14 protein-coding genes and 3 pseudogenes are annotated in these 15215 nt (G+C 62.6%); 8 read left to right on the plus strand and 9 right to left on the minus strand.

Going from position 1 to position 15215, the window contains the following annotated elements:
- Positions 1-70 precede the first annotated feature (70 nt).
- Both hemA and H2O14_RS13580 read left to right on the plus strand, forming a co-directional pair.
- Positions 71-1285, plus strand: a complete 1215-nt coding sequence (gene hemA / locus H2O14_RS13575; RefSeq protein WP_182828078.1) for a 5-aminolevulinate synthase — start codon at positions 71-73, stop codon at positions 1283-1285.
- Positions 1286-1361: 76 nt separating this feature from the next.
- Positions 1362-2477, plus strand: coding sequence for a serine hydrolase domain-containing protein (locus H2O14_RS13580; RefSeq protein ID WP_182828079.1), 1116 nt, complete (start codon positions 1362-1364; stop codon positions 2475-2477).
- A gap of 2 nt (positions 2478-2479) precedes the next feature.
- Here H2O14_RS13580 and dxr read toward each other — a convergent pair whose 3' ends face one another.
- From dxr to rplS, 3 genes and pseudogenes are all read right to left on the minus strand, one after another.
- A complete protein-coding gene (gene dxr, locus H2O14_RS13585; protein WP_182828080.1) occupies positions 2480-3649 on the minus strand; it encodes a 1-deoxy-D-xylulose-5-phosphate reductoisomerase in 1170 nt (389 codons plus the stop codon).
- Between the two features lie 83 nt (positions 3650-3732).
- Positions 3733-4062 carry a hypothetical protein gene (locus tag H2O14_RS13590; protein WP_182828081.1) on the minus strand — a complete coding sequence of 110 codons (330 nt, stop codon included), beginning with the start codon at positions 4060-4062 and terminating at the stop codon, positions 3733-3735.
- Positions 4063-4256: 194 nt separating this feature from the next.
- A pseudogene (rplS, locus tag H2O14_RS13595) lies at positions 4257-4795 on the minus strand (50S ribosomal protein L19).
- A 360-nt stretch (positions 4796-5155) separates the two neighbouring features.
- On the opposite strand from rplS, the gene H2O14_RS27465 reads away from it, so the two are divergent.
- The 3 genes from H2O14_RS27465 (at position 5156) to H2O14_RS13605 (ending at position 7126) form a co-directional block, all read left to right on the plus strand.
- Positions 5156-5674, plus strand: coding sequence for an ATP-binding protein (locus tag H2O14_RS27465; protein WP_246697385.1), 519 nt, complete (start codon positions 5156-5158; stop codon positions 5672-5674).
- An 84-nt stretch (positions 5675-5758) separates the two neighbouring features.
- A complete protein-coding gene (locus H2O14_RS27470) occupies positions 5759-6343 on the plus strand; it encodes a hypothetical protein (protein WP_246697386.1) in 585 nt (194 codons plus the stop codon).
- A 36-nt stretch (positions 6344-6379) separates the two neighbouring features.
- Positions 6380-7126: a sulfite exporter TauE/SafE family protein gene (locus tag H2O14_RS13605; RefSeq protein WP_409526922.1), complete on the plus strand. Its 747-nt coding sequence runs from the start codon at positions 6380-6382 to the stop codon at positions 7124-7126.
- Here the strand turns inward: H2O14_RS13605 and trmD are convergent.
- The 6 genes and pseudogenes from trmD to H2O14_RS13640 all read right to left on the minus strand — a co-directional run bounded on the left by trmD (position 7108) and on the right by H2O14_RS13640 (position 11773).
- Complete coding sequence (trmD, locus tag H2O14_RS13610) at positions 7108-7800, minus strand: tRNA (guanosine(37)-N1)-methyltransferase TrmD (protein ID WP_182828082.1); 693 nt, start codon at positions 7798-7800, stop codon at positions 7108-7110. The two genes, H2O14_RS13605 and trmD, sit on opposite strands and share 19 nt — an antisense overlap.
- The gene (rimM, locus tag H2O14_RS13615) at positions 7797-8366 is read right to left on the minus strand and encodes a ribosome maturation factor RimM (protein ID WP_182828083.1); all 570 of its coding nucleotides are present in this window, start codon (positions 8364-8366) and stop codon (positions 7797-7799) included. The genes trmD and rimM overlap by 4 nt, the downstream gene beginning before the upstream one ends.
- 127 nt (positions 8367-8493) lie before the next feature.
- A pseudogene (rpsP, locus tag H2O14_RS27475) lies at positions 8494-8846 on the minus strand (30S ribosomal protein S16).
- 42 nt (positions 8847-8888) lie between these two features.
- Positions 8889-9209: a chorismate mutase gene (locus H2O14_RS13630; RefSeq protein WP_182828085.1), complete on the minus strand. Its 321-nt coding sequence runs from the start codon at positions 9207-9209 to the stop codon at positions 8889-8891.
- Between the two features lie 11 nt (positions 9210-9220).
- Positions 9221-10768, minus strand: a complete 1548-nt coding sequence (gene ffh / locus H2O14_RS13635) for a signal recognition particle protein (RefSeq protein WP_182828086.1) — start codon at positions 10766-10768, stop codon at positions 9221-9223.
- 231 nt (positions 10769-10999) lie between these two features.
- Positions 11000-11773, minus strand: a complete 774-nt coding sequence (locus tag H2O14_RS13640) for a sulfotransferase family 2 domain-containing protein (RefSeq protein ID WP_182828087.1) — start codon at positions 11771-11773, stop codon at positions 11000-11002.
- Between the two features lie 138 nt (positions 11774-11911).
- On the opposite strand from H2O14_RS13640, the gene H2O14_RS13645 reads away from it, so the two are divergent.
- From H2O14_RS13645 to mtaB, 3 genes and pseudogenes are all read left to right on the plus strand, one after another.
- Positions 11912-12919 carry an MBL fold metallo-hydrolase gene (locus tag H2O14_RS13645; protein ID WP_182828088.1) on the plus strand — a complete coding sequence of 336 codons (1008 nt, stop codon included), beginning with the start codon at positions 11912-11914 and terminating at the stop codon, positions 12917-12919.
- A 74-nt stretch (positions 12920-12993) separates the two neighbouring features.
- Positions 12994-13881, plus strand: coding sequence for a diaminopimelate epimerase (gene dapF, locus H2O14_RS13650; protein ID WP_182828089.1), 888 nt, complete (start codon positions 12994-12996; stop codon positions 13879-13881).
- Positions 13878-15151: pseudogene (gene mtaB, locus H2O14_RS13655) on the plus strand (tRNA (N(6)-L-threonylcarbamoyladenosine(37)-C(2))-methylthiotransferase MtaB). The gene dapF and the pseudogene mtaB overlap by 4 nt, the downstream one beginning before the upstream one ends.
- The last annotated feature ends 64 nt before the right edge of the window (positions 15152-15215 follow it).

Consider the following 15215-nt stretch of genomic DNA (forward strand, 5'->3'; position numbering starts at 1 on the left):
TTCGCAGGGGCAGGGGTTGACGTTTGGAATGATTCCAAACACAAAAGACCTTAAGAGTCTGGAGATGATTATGGAATTCGAAGCCTTCTTCACGGAAGCGCTGGATGGGCTGCACCAGGAAGGCCGCTACCGCGTTTTCGCCGATTTGGAACGTCGCGCGGGACAATTCCCCAAGGCCATTCGTCATACGGAAAACGGCCCGCAGGAAGTGACCGTCTGGTGCTCGAACGATTATCTCGGCATGGGCCAGCATCCCAAGGTCATCGCGGCGATGAAGGAAGCCATCGATTCCTGCGGCGCGGGCGCGGGCGGCACCCGCAATATTTCCGGCACGAATCACTACCATGTTCTGCTCGAGCAGGAGCTCGCGGATCTGCATGGCAAGGAGGCGGCGCTGCTGTTCAATTCCGGCTATATGTCCAATTGGACCACGCTTTCGACGCTCTGTTCGAAGATCCCGGGAATGATCGTGTTCTCGGACGCCGGCAACCACGCTTCCATGATCGAAGGCATTCGTCACGCCAAGTGTCAGCGCGTGATCTTCAAGCACAATGACCTCGCTGATCTGCGCGCCCATCTCGAAGCTGCCGATCCCACGGCGCCGAAGATGATCGCGTTCGAATCGGTCTATTCGATGGACGGCGATATCGCGCCCATCAAGGAAATCTGCGATCTCGCCGACGAGTTCGGCGCCATGACCTATCTCGACGAAGTGCACGCCGTCGGCCTCTATGGTCCCCGCGGCGGCGGCATCGCCGAGCGCGACGGCCAGATGCATCGCCTGACGGTGATCGAAGGCACGCTCGGCAAGGCGTTCGGCGTCATGGGCGGCTATATCACCGGGTCGCATGCGCTGTGCGATTTCGTGCGTTCTTTCGCCTCGGGCTTCATCTTCACGACCTCGCTGCCGCCGGCGATCGCCGCCGGCGCTCTCGCCTCGATCCAGCATCTGAAGGCGAGTCCCTTCGAGCGCGCCCGGCATCAGGACCGTGTGCGCAAGCTGCGCGCCGCACTCGACGCCAACGGCATTCCACATCTTCACAATCCCAGCCATATCGTGCCGGTGATGGTGAAGGACGCCGCCAAGTGCAAATGGATCTCGGACCTGCTGCTCGACAATTTCGGCATCTATGTCCAGCCGATCAACTATCCGACGGTGCCGAAGAAGACCGAGCGCCTGCGCATCACGCCGGCCCCCTATCACACCGATGGCGATATCGACCATCTGGTCGGCTCGCTGCATTCGCTGTGGGCGCGCTGCGCCCTGGCCCGCGCCGTCGCCTGATCAAATCCATCGCTTGAAATCACCATGCGGATCATCGAGAGATGGTCCGCATGTGTCGTTTCAGGGGAGGGTTTTCATGGGTATGGACCAGCGATTGGACCAGGCGATCGACCGCGCCATCGGCGAGGGCCGCATCACGGGAACCGTGGTTCTGGTGCATCGCGACGGCGAGCCGGTCTATCGCCGCGCCGCTGGCTTTGCCGATCGCGAGGCGGGGCGGCCGGTCGCCATGGACACGATCTTTCGCCTGGCCTCGGTCACCAAGCCCTTTGTCGCCGTCACCGCGCTCGCCATGGCCGAAGGCGGACTGCTGTCGGTCGAGGATCTCGTGCGCGATCATCTGCCCTGGTTCCAGCCGAAGCTCGCCGATGGACGGGTAGGCGACATCACGCTTCATCATCTGCTGACCCATACCGCCGGGCTCGCCTATGATCCGGCGCTCGAGCGCCTGCCGGCCGATCTCGCCGTCAATTGCGGCCTCGCCGACACCGATCTCGACTACGAAGCCAATTTCTCGCGCGTCAACGCGATCCCGTTGCGTTTCGAGCCCGGCAATCAATGGCTCTATTCCTACGCCACAGACCTTCTCGGCGCTGTGATCGCCAAGGTGCATGGCGGAACGCTGGAAGAGGCGGTCAGGACCCATGTCTGCGATCCCCTGGGGCTTGCTGACTGCCGCTTTCATGTCACCGACGCCAACAGGCTGGCGGTCGCCTATGCGGATGGTCATCCCGAGGCGGTTCGTATGCCCGACCCCTATAGCCCGCCGGAAACGGAGGGCTGGACCCTGACCTTCTCGCCGGGCCGGATCCTCAATCCCCGGGCGTTCCAATCCGGCGGCGCCGGCATGGCCGGCACGGCGCCGGACGTGATGACCTTTCTCGACACGCTGGCGCGGGGCGGCGGCGACATACTATCGCTCGAGACGGTGCGATCGGCGCTGTCCAACCAGATTGGCGAGATCGAGGCGGAGCCGGGCCGCAAATTCACCTATGTCGGCGCCCTCGTCACCGATCGTCGTCTGGCGATGACGCTCCAGCCTGAAGGCACGGTGCGATGGGGCGGGGTCTACGGGCTCAACTGGTTCATCGATCCCGTCAACCGCATCACCGGTCTTTCGGTCACCAACAATGCGCTCGAAGGCTGCACGGGCCGCTATCCCGAAGAAATCGTCCATGCGATCTATGGCTGAAATTAGAACGCCTTGCGGGCGATGAATTCGGCCGCGCGCCGGCGCGCCTCGCTGTCGGCGGCGAAGACGTCTTCGATGGTGTTCGCCGCCGGCCAATCCACCATGGCCTCCATGGCGCTTTCGGCGATGTCGGCCATGTCGAGAAAGCCGATCCTGCCGTCGCAAAAGGCGTGGAAGGCGGTCTCCTCGGCGGCGTTCATCGTCAGCGCCTGCACGCCGCCACGGGTCAGCGCGAGACGCGCCAGCCGGAGCGCCGGAAAACGGACTTCGTCCGGCGCCTCGAAATCCAGCCGCGCCAGTTTGGCGAAATCGAGCCGTTCGACATTGAGGGCAGGGCGGTCTGGAAAGGTGAGCGCATAGCCGATCGCGGTGCGCATATCGGGCGCGCCGAGCTGGGCGATGATCGAGCCGTCGCGATAGCCGACCATGGAGTGGATGATCGATTGCGGATGCACGATCACCTCGATCTCATGCGGTTCGAGATCGAAGAGGTGCTTGGCTTCGATCACCTCCAGCGCCTTGTTGAACATGCTGGCGCTGCCGATGGAGATTTTCAGCCCCATCGACCAGTTGGGATGGGCGCGGGCGACGTCGGCGCTGACGCCGGCCATCTGTTCGCGGCTCCAGGTCCGGAAGGGGCCGCCGGAAGCGGTCAGGATCACACGCTCCACCGCATGGCGACGTTCGGGATCGAGCGACTGGAAAATGGCGCTGTGCTCGCTGTCGACCGGCAGCAAGCGCCCGCCGCCCGTCTTGACGGCGCCGACGAACAACTCGCCCGCCGACACCAGGCATTCCTTGTTGGCCAGAGCGATATCGGCGCCGCGGCGCGCGGCCGCGAGCGTGGGCGCAAGCCCGGCCGTGCCGACGATCGCGGCCATGACCATGGAGGCGGGCATATCGGCGGCCTCGATCAGACCGCTCTCGCCGGCCGCGACGGCGACGCCTGTGCCCGCCAGCGCGTCCTTGAGATTCAGATAGCGGGACTCATCGGCAGTGACGGCGAGCTTTGCTTGATGCCGCACCGCTTGCTCGGCGAGAAGGGCGATATTGCCGGCGCCCGTCAGCGCCGCCACCTCGAATTCGTCCTTGGCTTCCATTTGCGCTAGCACGTCGAGCGTGCTGACGCCGATGGAGCCCGTTGCTCCGAGGATGGTGATGCTTCTCGTCATGCGGCCGCTTCGATCCCTGAAGATGATCCCCGTCTCTATCGTGAGGCTGGGGCGGGAGCAAGACGAAAGCCCGGATTACCCTATCAGCCGTTGCGTAGGGCGGCGATCATCCGGGGTGTGACATGGTGATCGCGGGTGAGCGCCTTGATATCCGCCAGAACGATGCTGTTGGACATCAGCGCTTTGGAAATCCGTCGGCACAGAACGGTGGGCAACTGGTCCTTGGTCGTCCGGACGTAAATTGCGATATCGGTTTTAACCTGAACGTTCCAGTATTTGACCTGATTCTCACAATAGCTGGCCCAATGCGCCATCGCCTGCGGATGTTTCCTCGCTTCACTCCGAGCTTTGGAAAGGTCTTCATCATTCTTGATGCAGGAAGACAGGGTGACAGCTGCCGCAAGGGCCGCCAAAAGATGTAGTATTCGCAATGTCTTTATCTCTATGTTGAGCTTTCGATCTACTCAACACCGCCAGTCGTTGGCGCGCAAGATACTGCGACAATGCGACACGACTTATGAGTTTCTGCTAAAGAGTAGCAAACTGGCCGCACAAAACAAAAACGGCGCCCCGGAGGGCGCCGTTCGAATGGCATGTGCAGATCGGCTTATTCAGCAGAACCTTCGGCGGCGGCCTTCTCGGCGGCAGCCTTCTCAGCAGCGGCGGCAGCTTCGGCAGCAGCCTTTTCGGCGGCCAGAGCCTGGGCGGCGGCGACCTTCTCGGCTTCGATGCGGGCCTTTTCAGCCTGCTGAGCCTGACGAACGCCTTCGTTGAGCTTGCGGGCGCGAACGCTGGTGTTTTCGATGATGCGAGCCTTTTTGCCGCGCAGGTCGCGCAGGTAGTACAGCTTGGCGCGACGAACCTTGCCGCGACGCACGACTTCCACGCCTTCGACCATCGGCGAGTAGACCGGGAACACGCGCTCGACGCCCTCGCCATAGGAGATCTTGCGAACGGTGAAGCTCTCGTTCAGGCCCGAGCCCGAACGGGCGATGCAGACGCCTTCATAGGCCTGCACGCGGGTGCGGGTGCCTTCGACGACGCGCACGTCGACGCGAATCGTGTCGCCGGGGAGAAGTCTGGAAGCGTGCGCTTGGCGGCGATCTTGGCGGCCTGTTCGGCTTCCAACTGCTGGATGATGTTCATAGTCAACCTCATTTGTGGTTTGACAGCCAGAGCGCCCTCGATCCGCCTTTGGTCGAAACCTCTGGCGCTTGCCCTTTCGGGCGGGAGCGGATACGTCTGCCTTTCATTGCTGGTTGATGGGCTTTTACCCATTCCGCGCGGGGCTTTACACCAGCTTTGCCTGTTTGTCACCCCGTTGAGCAAACTATTTGCCCGCCAGTTCTCACATCGACAGTCGCATAAACTATCCTAAACTCAATAATCGAGCTCAAACCGTAGCGTAATAAGCCCCAGTTCGCCTCACCAGTTTATTGCTCGCTTATCATGCTCATGATAAACTACCTTAAGCTTTCCTAATGTCGATAAGCTGGCAAATCAAATATGGATCTGGCCACAAACCCCTATGCGCCCGGCGCGGGCAGCAGACCGCCTGTTATCGCAGGCCGTGACGATCTCGTCGCCACAGCCACCGCGACTCTTCAACGTGCTCGCAACGGCTTTCACGGCAAGAGCTTCATCGCGGTCGGTTTGCGTGGGGTCGGGAAGACGGTTGTCTTGAACAAGGTCCAGGAACTCGCCGAGGACAGCAACTATCATGTGATCTACATGGAAGCGCATGACGACGCTTCGCTGGCGAGATTGATTGTTCCACAACTGCGAAGCGCCCTCTTGAAAATGTCCCGTACGGAATCCGCCAAGGCGCTCGCGGAGCGAGGACTGCGGATTCTCAGAAATTTTGCCAAGACGATCAATATGAAGCTTGGAGAGATCGAAGTCGGTGTGGACCTGGGAGAGGAAGCCGGTACGGCGGACAGCGGAGACTTGAGCAACGATCTTCCTGAACTGATCCAAGCCGTGGACTTGCGGCAAAGGCCCGGCGCACCGCGCTCGCCATTCTGATCGACGAGATGCAGTATTTTTCGCAGCTCGAACTGAGCGCGCTTCACGTCCATCCATCGAGTCAATCAACGCGGCCTGCCGATCGTGCTCCTCGGCGCCGGTCTTCCGCAGTTGCTTGCCAAGATGGGCGATTCCAAATCCTATGCGGAGCGCCTGTTCGACTTTCCGCGGGTTCAGGCTCTCAGCTATTCAGATGCGCGAAAGGCGATTTCCGAGCCTGCGGCCGACAATGGCGTGGAATTCACCGAGGCTGCTCTCAAGGCGATCTTCGACGTGACGAGAGGCTATCCTTACTTTTTGCAGGAGTGGGGATTTGTGTCTTGGACTGTCGCCAAAGGTCCGGTCATCACCGAAGTCGACGTGGTCAGCGCGAGACCTGAAGCCATGCGGCGGCTTGATGAGAGCTTCTTCCGAATGCGTCTGGAGCGAATGACGCCAACTGAGCGAAAGTACATCATCGCGATGGCGTATCTCGGGCCAGGACCGCATCTGTCCGGAGATATCGCCAAGGCTTATGGCGCCAAGGTCTCTACCGTCGCGCCCCTGCGCTCAAGCCTTATCGCGAAGGGCATGGTTTGGAGCCCGGCCTATGGCAGCACCGAATTCACCGTTCCCTTGTTCGACGATTTCGTAAGGCGGGAGTTTCCAGACAAATCGGTCTATGAGTAGTCGACCGAGATTGATGTCCATAGGAGAGAGCGCACCGTGACCGCAGGCATGATCGCCGCCATGTTCGCCGCAGGATTTCTGTCCGCCGCCGTCAATGCGGTGGCGGGCGGGGGCACGTTTCTGACCTTCGGCGTGCTGACGCTGGCGGGGTTACCGCCGGTCGCCGCCAACGCCACGTCGTCGATCATCCAGTTTCCCGGCTATATCACCTCGACGCTCGCTTATTTCAGGGATTTTCGTCGCCTGTGGCGGAGCGCGCTCCCCTTGGGCATCGTGTCGCTCGTCGGCAGTCTGCTCGGCGCACTGTTCCTGATGTCGCTGAGCGACGCGGATTTTCGCGGCATGGTGCCCTGGCTGTTGCTCGCCGCGACCATCGTCTTCGCCGCCGGTCCATGGCTCAGGCCGAAACATCTCGGCGAGCGCCACGCCCCCGGCATTGTCGGCCTCGCCGCGCAAACGGCGACGTCCATATATGGCGGCTTCTTCGGCGCCGGCATGGGCATCATGATGCTGGCGTCGCTGGGCCTCGCGATGGGCGGCGATTATCACCGGCTGAACGCCATCAAGAATTTCCTGGCCATCGTCATCGCGCTGGTCGCCATCATCGTGTTTTCGGCGGCTGACGCGGTCGCCTGGACGCATGCCGCGATCATGCTGCCGGCCGCAGCTTTGGGCGGTTTTGCCGGCGTGCATTTCGCCAAGCGCGCGCCGCAGGCGCTCCTGCGCTGGATGGTGGTCGCCTGCGGGCTGGGATTGTCTATCTACTACTTCTTGACCGGCTGAGCCGGCAGGAGGTCGGGCCGGCGTTCGGCGGTCAGTTTCAGCGCCTGTTCGCGCCGCCAAGCCTCGATCTTGCCGTGGTTGCCGGAGGTGAGGATCTCCGGGATATCGACGCCTTCGAAGCTCTGTGGACGGGTGTAGTGCGGATGTTCGAGCAGTCCGTTTTCAAAGCTCTCGTGGGTCCCCGACAGCGGATTGCCCATTACGCCAGGCAGGACGCGGATCACCGCATCCAGCAGGATCATTGCCGCCGGTTCGCCGCCCGAGAGGATATAGTCTCCGATCGACACTTCCTCGAGATTGCGGCTGTCGATCACCCGCTGATCCACGCCTTCAAAGCGGCCGCAGACGATGACGACGCCGGGGCCGGCCGCGAGTTCGCGCACCTTCGCCTGGGTCAGCGGTCGTCCGCGCGGGCTCATCAGCAGTCGGGGACGGTCGTCGGCCGCCACCGAATCGATCGCTTTGGCGAGGATGTCGGCCCGAAGAACCATGCCGGCGCCGCCGCCGGCGGGCGTGTCGTCGACGCTGCGATGCTTGTCGCTTGCGAAATTGCGGATCTGGATCGTCTCCAGCGCCCAATCGCCGCGCGACAGCGCTTTGCCGGACAGGGATTCGCCGAGATAGCCGGGAAACATCTCCGGATAGAGCGTCAGGATCGAGGCGCCGAACGTCATCCGCGACCCTCGCCGCGAGGCTCGTCGTCACCATCGGGATTGACCAGGCCGGCGGCGATCGGGTCGATCAGCAGCACGCCGGCCTCGAGGTCGATTTCGAGCACTGCAGCCTCGGAGAAGGGGATCAATTGCGCCCGCTTTCCTTCCTGGGTCAATTCGAGAATGTCGCCGGCGCCGAAGTCGAAGATGCCGCTGACCACCCCATAGGCGTTGCCGTCGGCGTCGCGCGCTTCCAGGCCTTCGAGATCGGCATAGAAAAACTCGTCGTCGTCGAGATCCTCGTCGTCGAGCGCGTCGCGTTCGACATAGAGTTCGGTCCCGCGCAATTCTTCGGCCTGGTTGCGGTCGTTGACGCCGCGAAAGCGGATGACGACCATGTCCTTGTGCGGGCGGATATCGAGAATCTCGTAGGGCTTGCCGTCCACGCCGTAGAGCGTGCCGTATTCGCTGATGGCGACGGGTTCTTCGGTGAAGGACTTGACGCGCACTTCGCCGCGCAGACCCTGCGCCGCGCCGATGACGCCCATCAGCACGGGGTTTTCAAGTTTCTTGTTGCCCAGGGCCATGGTCACCTCGCTTGGGATCGCGGTTTTCGCCTCTGTCGGCGCTGACTGCTATTAGCGCCGAAGCGCACACGAAGAAAAGCCCCCGCGCGAATTCGCGCGAGGGCTTTCGAATGCCGGCGAAGCCGAATTATTCAGCGGCGGCCGCTTCGGCCTTGGCGGCCTTTTCCTTGGCGCGTTCGATGGCCTTCTTGCCGGGCTGAGCCTTTTCCGGATTGTTGCGGGCGTCGCGCTTGCCGAGGCCGGCGTCGGCGATGAAGCGCAGCACGCGGTCGGTCGGCTGGGCGCCGTTGTCGAGCCAATGCTTGATGCGGTCGTTGTTCAGAACGATGCGGTTGGCGTCGTCCTTGCCAGCATCGGGTTCCAGGAGCCGAGCTTCTCGATGAAGCGGCCGTCGCGCGGCGAGCGGGCGTCGGCGACGACGACATGGTAGTAAGGACGCTTCTTGGAGCCGCCGCGGGCCAGACGAATTTTCAGGGACATGTTTTTCTCCTTGGATGTCTCTAGATGGTGGTTCCGCTTCCCTCAGGAGGCGGCAGTCTCTTTGCCGCCGAGATCGGCGGCGATGGCCTCATGATGCCGGATGACTTCCTTGATGATGAAATTCAGGAATTTCTCGGCAAAATCAGGGTCCAGATCGGCGTCCTTGGCAAGCTGCCGCAGGCGGTTGATCTGGTATTCCTCGCGCGCCGGATCAGCCGGCGGCAGATTGTAGGTCGCCTTGAGCACACCCACCGCCTTGGTGCAGCGGAAGCGCTCGGCGAGCATGTGAACAAGCGCTGCGTCGACATTGTCGATCGACTGGCGATACTGGGCGAGTTGGCTCTTCACCTCGGCTTCGGTCATGTCTCGGCGCCTCACTTCTTCTTCGGCAGACCGGGAAGGCCGGGGAAGCCGCCGCCCAGACCCGGAAGTTTGGGGCCGCCGAGGCCGGGCATGCCGGAGCCGGGGCGAAGGCCCGCGGCCTCCGCCTGCCTGGCCAGCGCTTCGAGCTGCTTCGGATCGAGCTTGGAGAGGTCGGGCATGCCGCCCATTCCACCCATGCCGCCGAGGCCCATCTTGCTGGCGAGGCCGCCCATCATCTGTTTCATCATGCCGCCGCCCTTGCCGCCGCCCATGGCCTTCATCATGTCGGCCATGCCGCGATGCATCTTGAGCAGCTTGTTGATTTCGGCGGCGTCGGTGCCGGAGCCGGCGGCGATGCGCTTCTTGCGCGAATGCTTGAGAATGTCGGGATTGGCGCGCTCGGCCTTGGTCATCGAGGAGATGATGGCAATCTGGCGCTTGATCGAGCGATCATCGAAGCCGGCGCCGGCCAGCTTGTCCTTCATGCCGGCCATGCCGGGCATCAGTCCCATGATGCCGCCCATGCCGCCCATCTTCTGCATCTGCGCGAGCTGGTCGGCGAGGTCGTTCAGGTCGAACTTGCCCTTGGCCATCTTCTCGGCCATGGCCTTGGCTTTTTCGGCGTCGATCGTCTCCGTGGCCTTTTCGACCAGCGAGACGATGTCGCCCATGCCCAGGATGCGGTCGGCGATGCGGCGTGGATGGAATTCATCCAGATCCGTCATCTTTTCGCCGGCGCCGATCAGCTTGACCGGCTTGCCGGTGACGGCGCGCATCGACAGCGCCGCGCCGCCGCGGCCGTCGCCGTCCATGCGGGTCAGCACGAGGCCGGTGATGCCGACGCGTTCGTCGAAATTGCGGGCGAGATTGACGGCGTCCTGACCGGTCAGAGCGTCGGCGACCAGCAGGATTTCATGCGGATTGGACTTCCGCTTGATTTCCGCCATCTCCACCATCAACGGCTCGTCGATATGGGTGCGGCCGGCGGTGTCGAGAATGACGACGTCATGGCCGCCGAGCTTGGCCGCCTGGACGGCGCGTGCGGCGATGTCGACGGGCGACTGGCCGGCGATGATCGGCAGCGTGTCGACATTGGTCTGCACGCCCAACTGGCGGAGTTGCTCCTGCGCGGCCGGACGGCGCGTGTCGAGCGAGGCCATCAGAACCTTCTTGCGCTCGCGATTGGTCAGGCGCAGCGCAATCTTGCCGGTGGTGGTGGTCTTGCCCGATCCCTGCAGGCCGACCATCATGATGACGACGGGAGCGGGCGCGTTGAGGTCGACCGTCTCGCTTTCGGCGCCGAGCATCTCCACGAGTTCGTCATGGACGATCTTGACGACCATCTGGCCGGGCTTAATCGCCTTGAGAACGGTCGCGCCGACCGCCTTTTCGCGGACGCGCTCGGTGAAGGAGCGGACCACGTCCAGCGCCACGTCGGCTTCCAGAAGCGCGCGGCGCACTTCGCGGAGCGCAGCGTTGACGTCGGCCTCCGACAGGGCGCCGCGGCCCGTCAGTCCGTTCAATATGCCGCCTAGGCGTTCCTGAAGGCTCTCAAACATCCAACCATCCTTTTGTCCGAACGTGTCTGCCCGGAACATCGGCATCCCCAGGCGATCTGACAAGAGACCAAGCAAAAAAGCACCCGAGGGCGCGTCGCGCTGTCGGGTGTTGACCTCCTGACACAATCGTCGAACGACGGTCCGGTCGGCTGCTCAGATCATCCTAGACCTGTGAGATGCGGCGGCTTAAACATCAGCGCGCCGTAAAAGTCAAGCCTTGCAGGCGATTGATCAGAATTCGTAGCCGAACAGCTCGATCATGAGGCGGTCGCGTCGGGCGACGAGCTCGCGCAATTCGTCGTCGTAATAATCGCGATAGGAGGTCAGCGTGCGAGTCGAGACGTTCTTGGGCTGCGGCGCGTGCTTCCTCAGAATCGCCTCGGCGTTCTTCTTGAAGCCGCATCGCTCGACATTGTCCAGCACGAAGGCGGAAAACTCTTCGGTCAGCGTCTCGCTCTTGAACACGCGATCATAAATCGCCCAGCGTTTCTGATGGGCGATGGCGCGGTCCATGTTCCAGAGATAGCCGCGATGCAGCGCAAGCGCGGGATGCGGCGTCGTCACCCGCAAGAAGCGATAGGAATAGAAGCCGAGAAACGGATTGACCGAGGAATGGGCGTAGGGGTTTTCCGTTTCGATCGTCTTGAAAAAGCTGGGGTCGTTGACCGAGCGCAGCCATAGCCGGAAGGACGCCTTGGGGTTCGAACGGTCGAAAAGGCGTTGAACGCCCTCTTCTCCAAGCGATTTCCTCACATCACGGAAAAATACGACATTGGGCTGCTCGATCGAATAGGACCACATCGATACATACCAGTCCCAGGGGTTGCGGACCGTGGCGAAGGCGTATTTACCCTGTTTCCAGAAGAAGGGGCGGCCCTTAGTCAGCGGCGCATGACGGAAGGCGCGCACGGGTTTGCCGGCAACCAGACGGTTGAGAAGGGCGACGACGTAACTGCTGCCCGTCTTGTACATGTCCAGATAGATGAACTTCTCGTACTCGATCATGGCTGTCCCGTCCTGTCGTCTCAGTGTCGCTGCTTTAATGACAGGATGACGAAAGGTCAAACCGGCCTCTGCCGCCTGCGCCTTGCAACTGCGCGCCGAGCCTCTATCTCTGTCAAACCGACAAAGCGAGATGAGTTCATGACGAGCAACGGACGGCGCGCGAAGAACCCCTACTACGACGGGCCGCGAAGCGACCATTTCGACGGCGTTAGGTTCTTCAATCCCAATGGGATCGAGCCGCTCGGCCTCACTGCGCTGCTGAAATGGCAGTGGCTGGAAAAACGGGCCCGATGGCCGAACGTCTATCCCAGCCCCTTCGTCGGGGCAAAGCCCGGGGAGCGGGTCGCGGGCGACGACCTCCGCGTGACGATGGTGGGTCACGCCAGCCTGCTGATCCAGACCCAGGGGCAAAACATCTTGACCGATCCGGTGTTTTCCACAAGGGCGAGCCCGCTCTCCTTCGCTGGACCCAAGCGGCACAATCCACCGGGCGTCCGCCTGGATGATTTGCCCAGGATCGACCTCGTTCTGGTGACTCACAATCACTACGATCATCTGGATATCGCCAGCCTCAAGGCGATCGTGGCGAAGCATCATCCTGAGATCATCACGCCGCTCGGAAACGACGCCATCATCCGAAAGTCGATCCCGAACGCCCGGATCATCACGACGGACTGGGGCGACGAGACCGATTTCGGACCCTTCACCATTCATACCGAAGCCTGCCATCACTGGTCCGCCCGCGGGATGGGCGATCGCCGCATGGCGCTGTGGGCGGCCTTCGTCATCACGACGCCGGCAGGCGCGATCTACCATATCGGCGACACCGGTTTTCACGGCGGAATCAATTATCGCGCGGCGGCGGAGAAGCATGGCGGCTTTCGCCTGGCGATCCTGCCGATCGGCGCTTATGAGCCGCGCTGGTTCATGAAGGGGCAGCATCAGAATCCGGCCGAAGCGGTCGAGGGCATGCGGCTCGCGGGGGCCCGCTACGCCGTGGGTCATCACTGGGGCACGTTCCAGCTCACCAACGAGGCCGTGGAGGCTCCGCTGGAGGCTTTGGCCGCAGCGCTCGACGCCGCCGGCGTCGAACGGGAGCGTTTTCGGCCTCTTCGCGCAGGCGAAAGCGTCGACATTCCCTTGTAGGAGGCGAAACATCTGGCCTTTTTCACGCGCTTCCGCCATATAGGGCCAAATTGTCGAGGATTACGGCTTACGCCATGACTGTTAATGCGCCTTTCGCCAAGATGAACGGACTGGGAAACAAGATCCTGGTGGCGGACATGCGCGGCCGCAAGGATCGCATCACGCCCGAGGCCGCCATCGCGCTCGCTGCTGATCCCGCCACCTCCTTCGACCAGATCATGGCGATCCATGACCCCAAGGCCGAGGGCACCTTCGCCTGGGTGAGCATCATCAATTGCGACGGCACCGAAGCGCAGGCGTGCGGCAACGGCATGCGCTGCGTTGTGCAGGCGCTGGCCGCCGAAACCGGGATCAAGAGCTTTAGCTTCCACACCCGCGCCGGCGTGCTGACCGGCGAGGAACGCGAAGACGGCCTTCTGTCCGTCGACATGGGCAAGCCTGAATTCAACTGGAACAAGATTCCGTTGTCGGAAGAATTTCACGACACAAGCCGGATCGAGCTGCAGATCGGGCCGATCGATGCGCCGGTGTTGCATTCGCCGTCCGTCGCCTCGATGGGCAATCCGCATGCGGTGTTCTGGGCGGATCGTGACGTCTGGGACTATGATCTGGCCAGATTCGGACCGCTTCTCGAACATCATCCGATGTTTCCGGAACGCGCCAATATCTCCATCGCCCGGGTGACGTCGCGGCATTCGCTGGATCTGCGCACCTGGGAGCGCGGCGCCGGACTGACGCTCGCTTGCGGTTCCGCCGCCTGCGCCGCTGCCGTATCCGGCGCCCGCACCGGTCGCACCGATCGCCAGGTCGACGTGACCATGCCCAGCGGCGGCGTGCTGTCGATCGACTGGCGAAAGAACGATCACGTCGTGATGACCGGCCCCGCCGAATGGGAATGGTCGGGCATGCTCGATCCCGCCACCGGCGCGTTCGCGCGCGATCAGGAGGCCGCAGCCCAGTGACCGGCGTCGACGTCATCACTTTCGGCTGTCGCCTGAACACCTATGAGTCGGAAGTCATCAAGGCCGAGGCTGCGAAGGCCGGCCTCGACAATGCGCTGATCTTCAATACCTGCGCGGTGACGGGGAGGCCGTGCGCCAGGCGCGCCAGGCGATCCGCCGCGCCCGCCGCGACAATCCTCAAGCCCGCATCATCGTCACCGGCTGTGGCGCGCAGACCGAAGGCGCGACCTTCGCCCAAATGCCCGAAGTCGACGCCGTGCTCGGCAACGAGGAAAAGCTGAAGGCGGAGAGCTTCGCCCGTCTGCCCGATTTCGGCGTCGCGGCCTCTGAAAAATTGCAGGTCAACGATATCATGAGCGTGCGCGCCACCGCGCCGCAAATGGTGGATGTCATCGACGGCCATGTCAGGGCGTTTATCCAGGTGCAGAACGGTTGCGATCATCGCTGCACCTTCTGCATCATTCCTTATGGCCGCGGCAATTCGCGCTCCGTGCCGATGGGCGCGGTGGTGGAGCAGGCTCGCAGGCTGGCCGAAAACGGCTATCGGGAAATCGTGCTGACCGGCGTCGACGCCACGAGCTATGGCGCCGATCTGCCCGGCGCGCCGACGCTGGGGCAACTGGCGAAATCCATCCTCAGCCACGTGCCCGACATCCTGCGCCTGCGACTGTCGTCGATCGACAGCGTCGAGGCCGACGCGCATCTCTGGGACCTGATCGCGGATGAGCCGCGCTTCATGCCGCATCTGCATCTGTCGCTCCAGCATGGCGACAATCTCATTCTCAAGCGAATGAAGCGGCGCCATAGCCGCGAGGATGCGATCGCCTTCGTGGCCCGCGCCCGCGCTCTCAGGCCCGAGATCAGCTTCGGCGCCGACATCATCGCCGGGTTTCCCACCGAGACCGAGGAGATGTTCGACAATTCGGCGCGTCTGGCAGAGGAATGCGGCATCGCCAAGCTGCATGTCTTTCCCTATTCGCCGCGCGAGGGGACGCCCGCTGCGCGCATGCCGGCGCTCGACCGCAGGCTGGTCAAGGAACGCGCCGCGCGCCTGCGCGAAGCCGGCGAGCGGCTGCATCATGCCCATCTCGACGCTATGGTCGGCAGCCGCCAGACCATCCTCGTCGAAAACACCGGTCTTGCGCATACCGAAAATTTCACGCTGTGCGACGGGCTTGGCCTGTCGCCCCGCAGCCTTGCCACGGTTACCGTCACGGGCCATAACGGCAAGCACCTCGTCGCAGACAGAATTCAGGAGGCGGCAGCCTGAAAAGGCCAGCCGGATCAGCCATGGCGCTCGGTTTCATCAAGAAGATGTTCAGCTTCGGCAAGGA

Source organism: Rhizobium sp. G21 (assembly GCF_014158035.1).
In the GTDB taxonomy this organism is placed as follows: domain Bacteria; phylum Pseudomonadota; class Alphaproteobacteria; order Rhizobiales; family Rhizobiaceae; genus Rhizobium_E.

What these genes read in the sequence shown, in the direction of transcription:
- trmD (WP_182828082.1), bottom strand. Translation starts at nt 7,800, where the DNA reads ATGACGTTCGGCGCCTCGATCCTGACGCTCTATCCGGAGATGTTTCCC.
- ffh (WP_182828086.1), bottom strand. Translation starts at nt 10,768, where the DNA reads ATGTTTGAGAGCCTTCAGGAACGCCTAGGCGGCATATTGAACGGACTG.
- hemA (WP_182828078.1), top strand. Translation starts at nt 71, where the DNA reads ATGGAATTCGAAGCCTTCTTCACGGAAGCGCTGGATGGGCTGCACCAG.
- H2O14_RS13640 (WP_182828087.1), bottom strand. Translation starts at nt 11,773, where the DNA reads ATGATCGAGTACGAGAAGTTCATCTATCTGGACATGTACAAGACGGGC.
- dxr (WP_182828080.1), bottom strand. Translation starts at nt 3,649, where the DNA reads ATGACGAGAAGCATCACCATCCTCGGAGCAACGGGCTCCATCGGCGTC.
- H2O14_RS13580 (WP_182828079.1), top strand. Translation starts at nt 1,362, where the DNA reads ATGGGTATGGACCAGCGATTGGACCAGGCGATCGACCGCGCCATCGGC.
- H2O14_RS27465 (WP_246697385.1), top strand. Translation starts at nt 5,156, where the DNA reads ATGGATCTGGCCACAAACCCCTATGCGCCCGGCGCGGGCAGCAGACCG.
- H2O14_RS13645 (WP_182828088.1), top strand. Translation starts at nt 11,912, where the DNA reads ATGACGAGCAACGGACGGCGCGCGAAGAACCCCTACTACGACGGGCCG.
- H2O14_RS13630 (WP_182828085.1), bottom strand. Translation starts at nt 9,209, where the DNA reads ATGACCGAAGCCGAGGTGAAGAGCCAACTCGCCCAGTATCGCCAGTCG.
- dapF (WP_182828089.1), top strand. Translation starts at nt 12,994, where the DNA reads ATGACTGTTAATGCGCCTTTCGCCAAGATGAACGGACTGGGAAACAAG.
- rimM (WP_182828083.1), bottom strand. Translation starts at nt 8,366, where the DNA reads ATGGCCCTGGGCAACAAGAAACTTGAAAACCCCGTGCTGATGGGCGTC.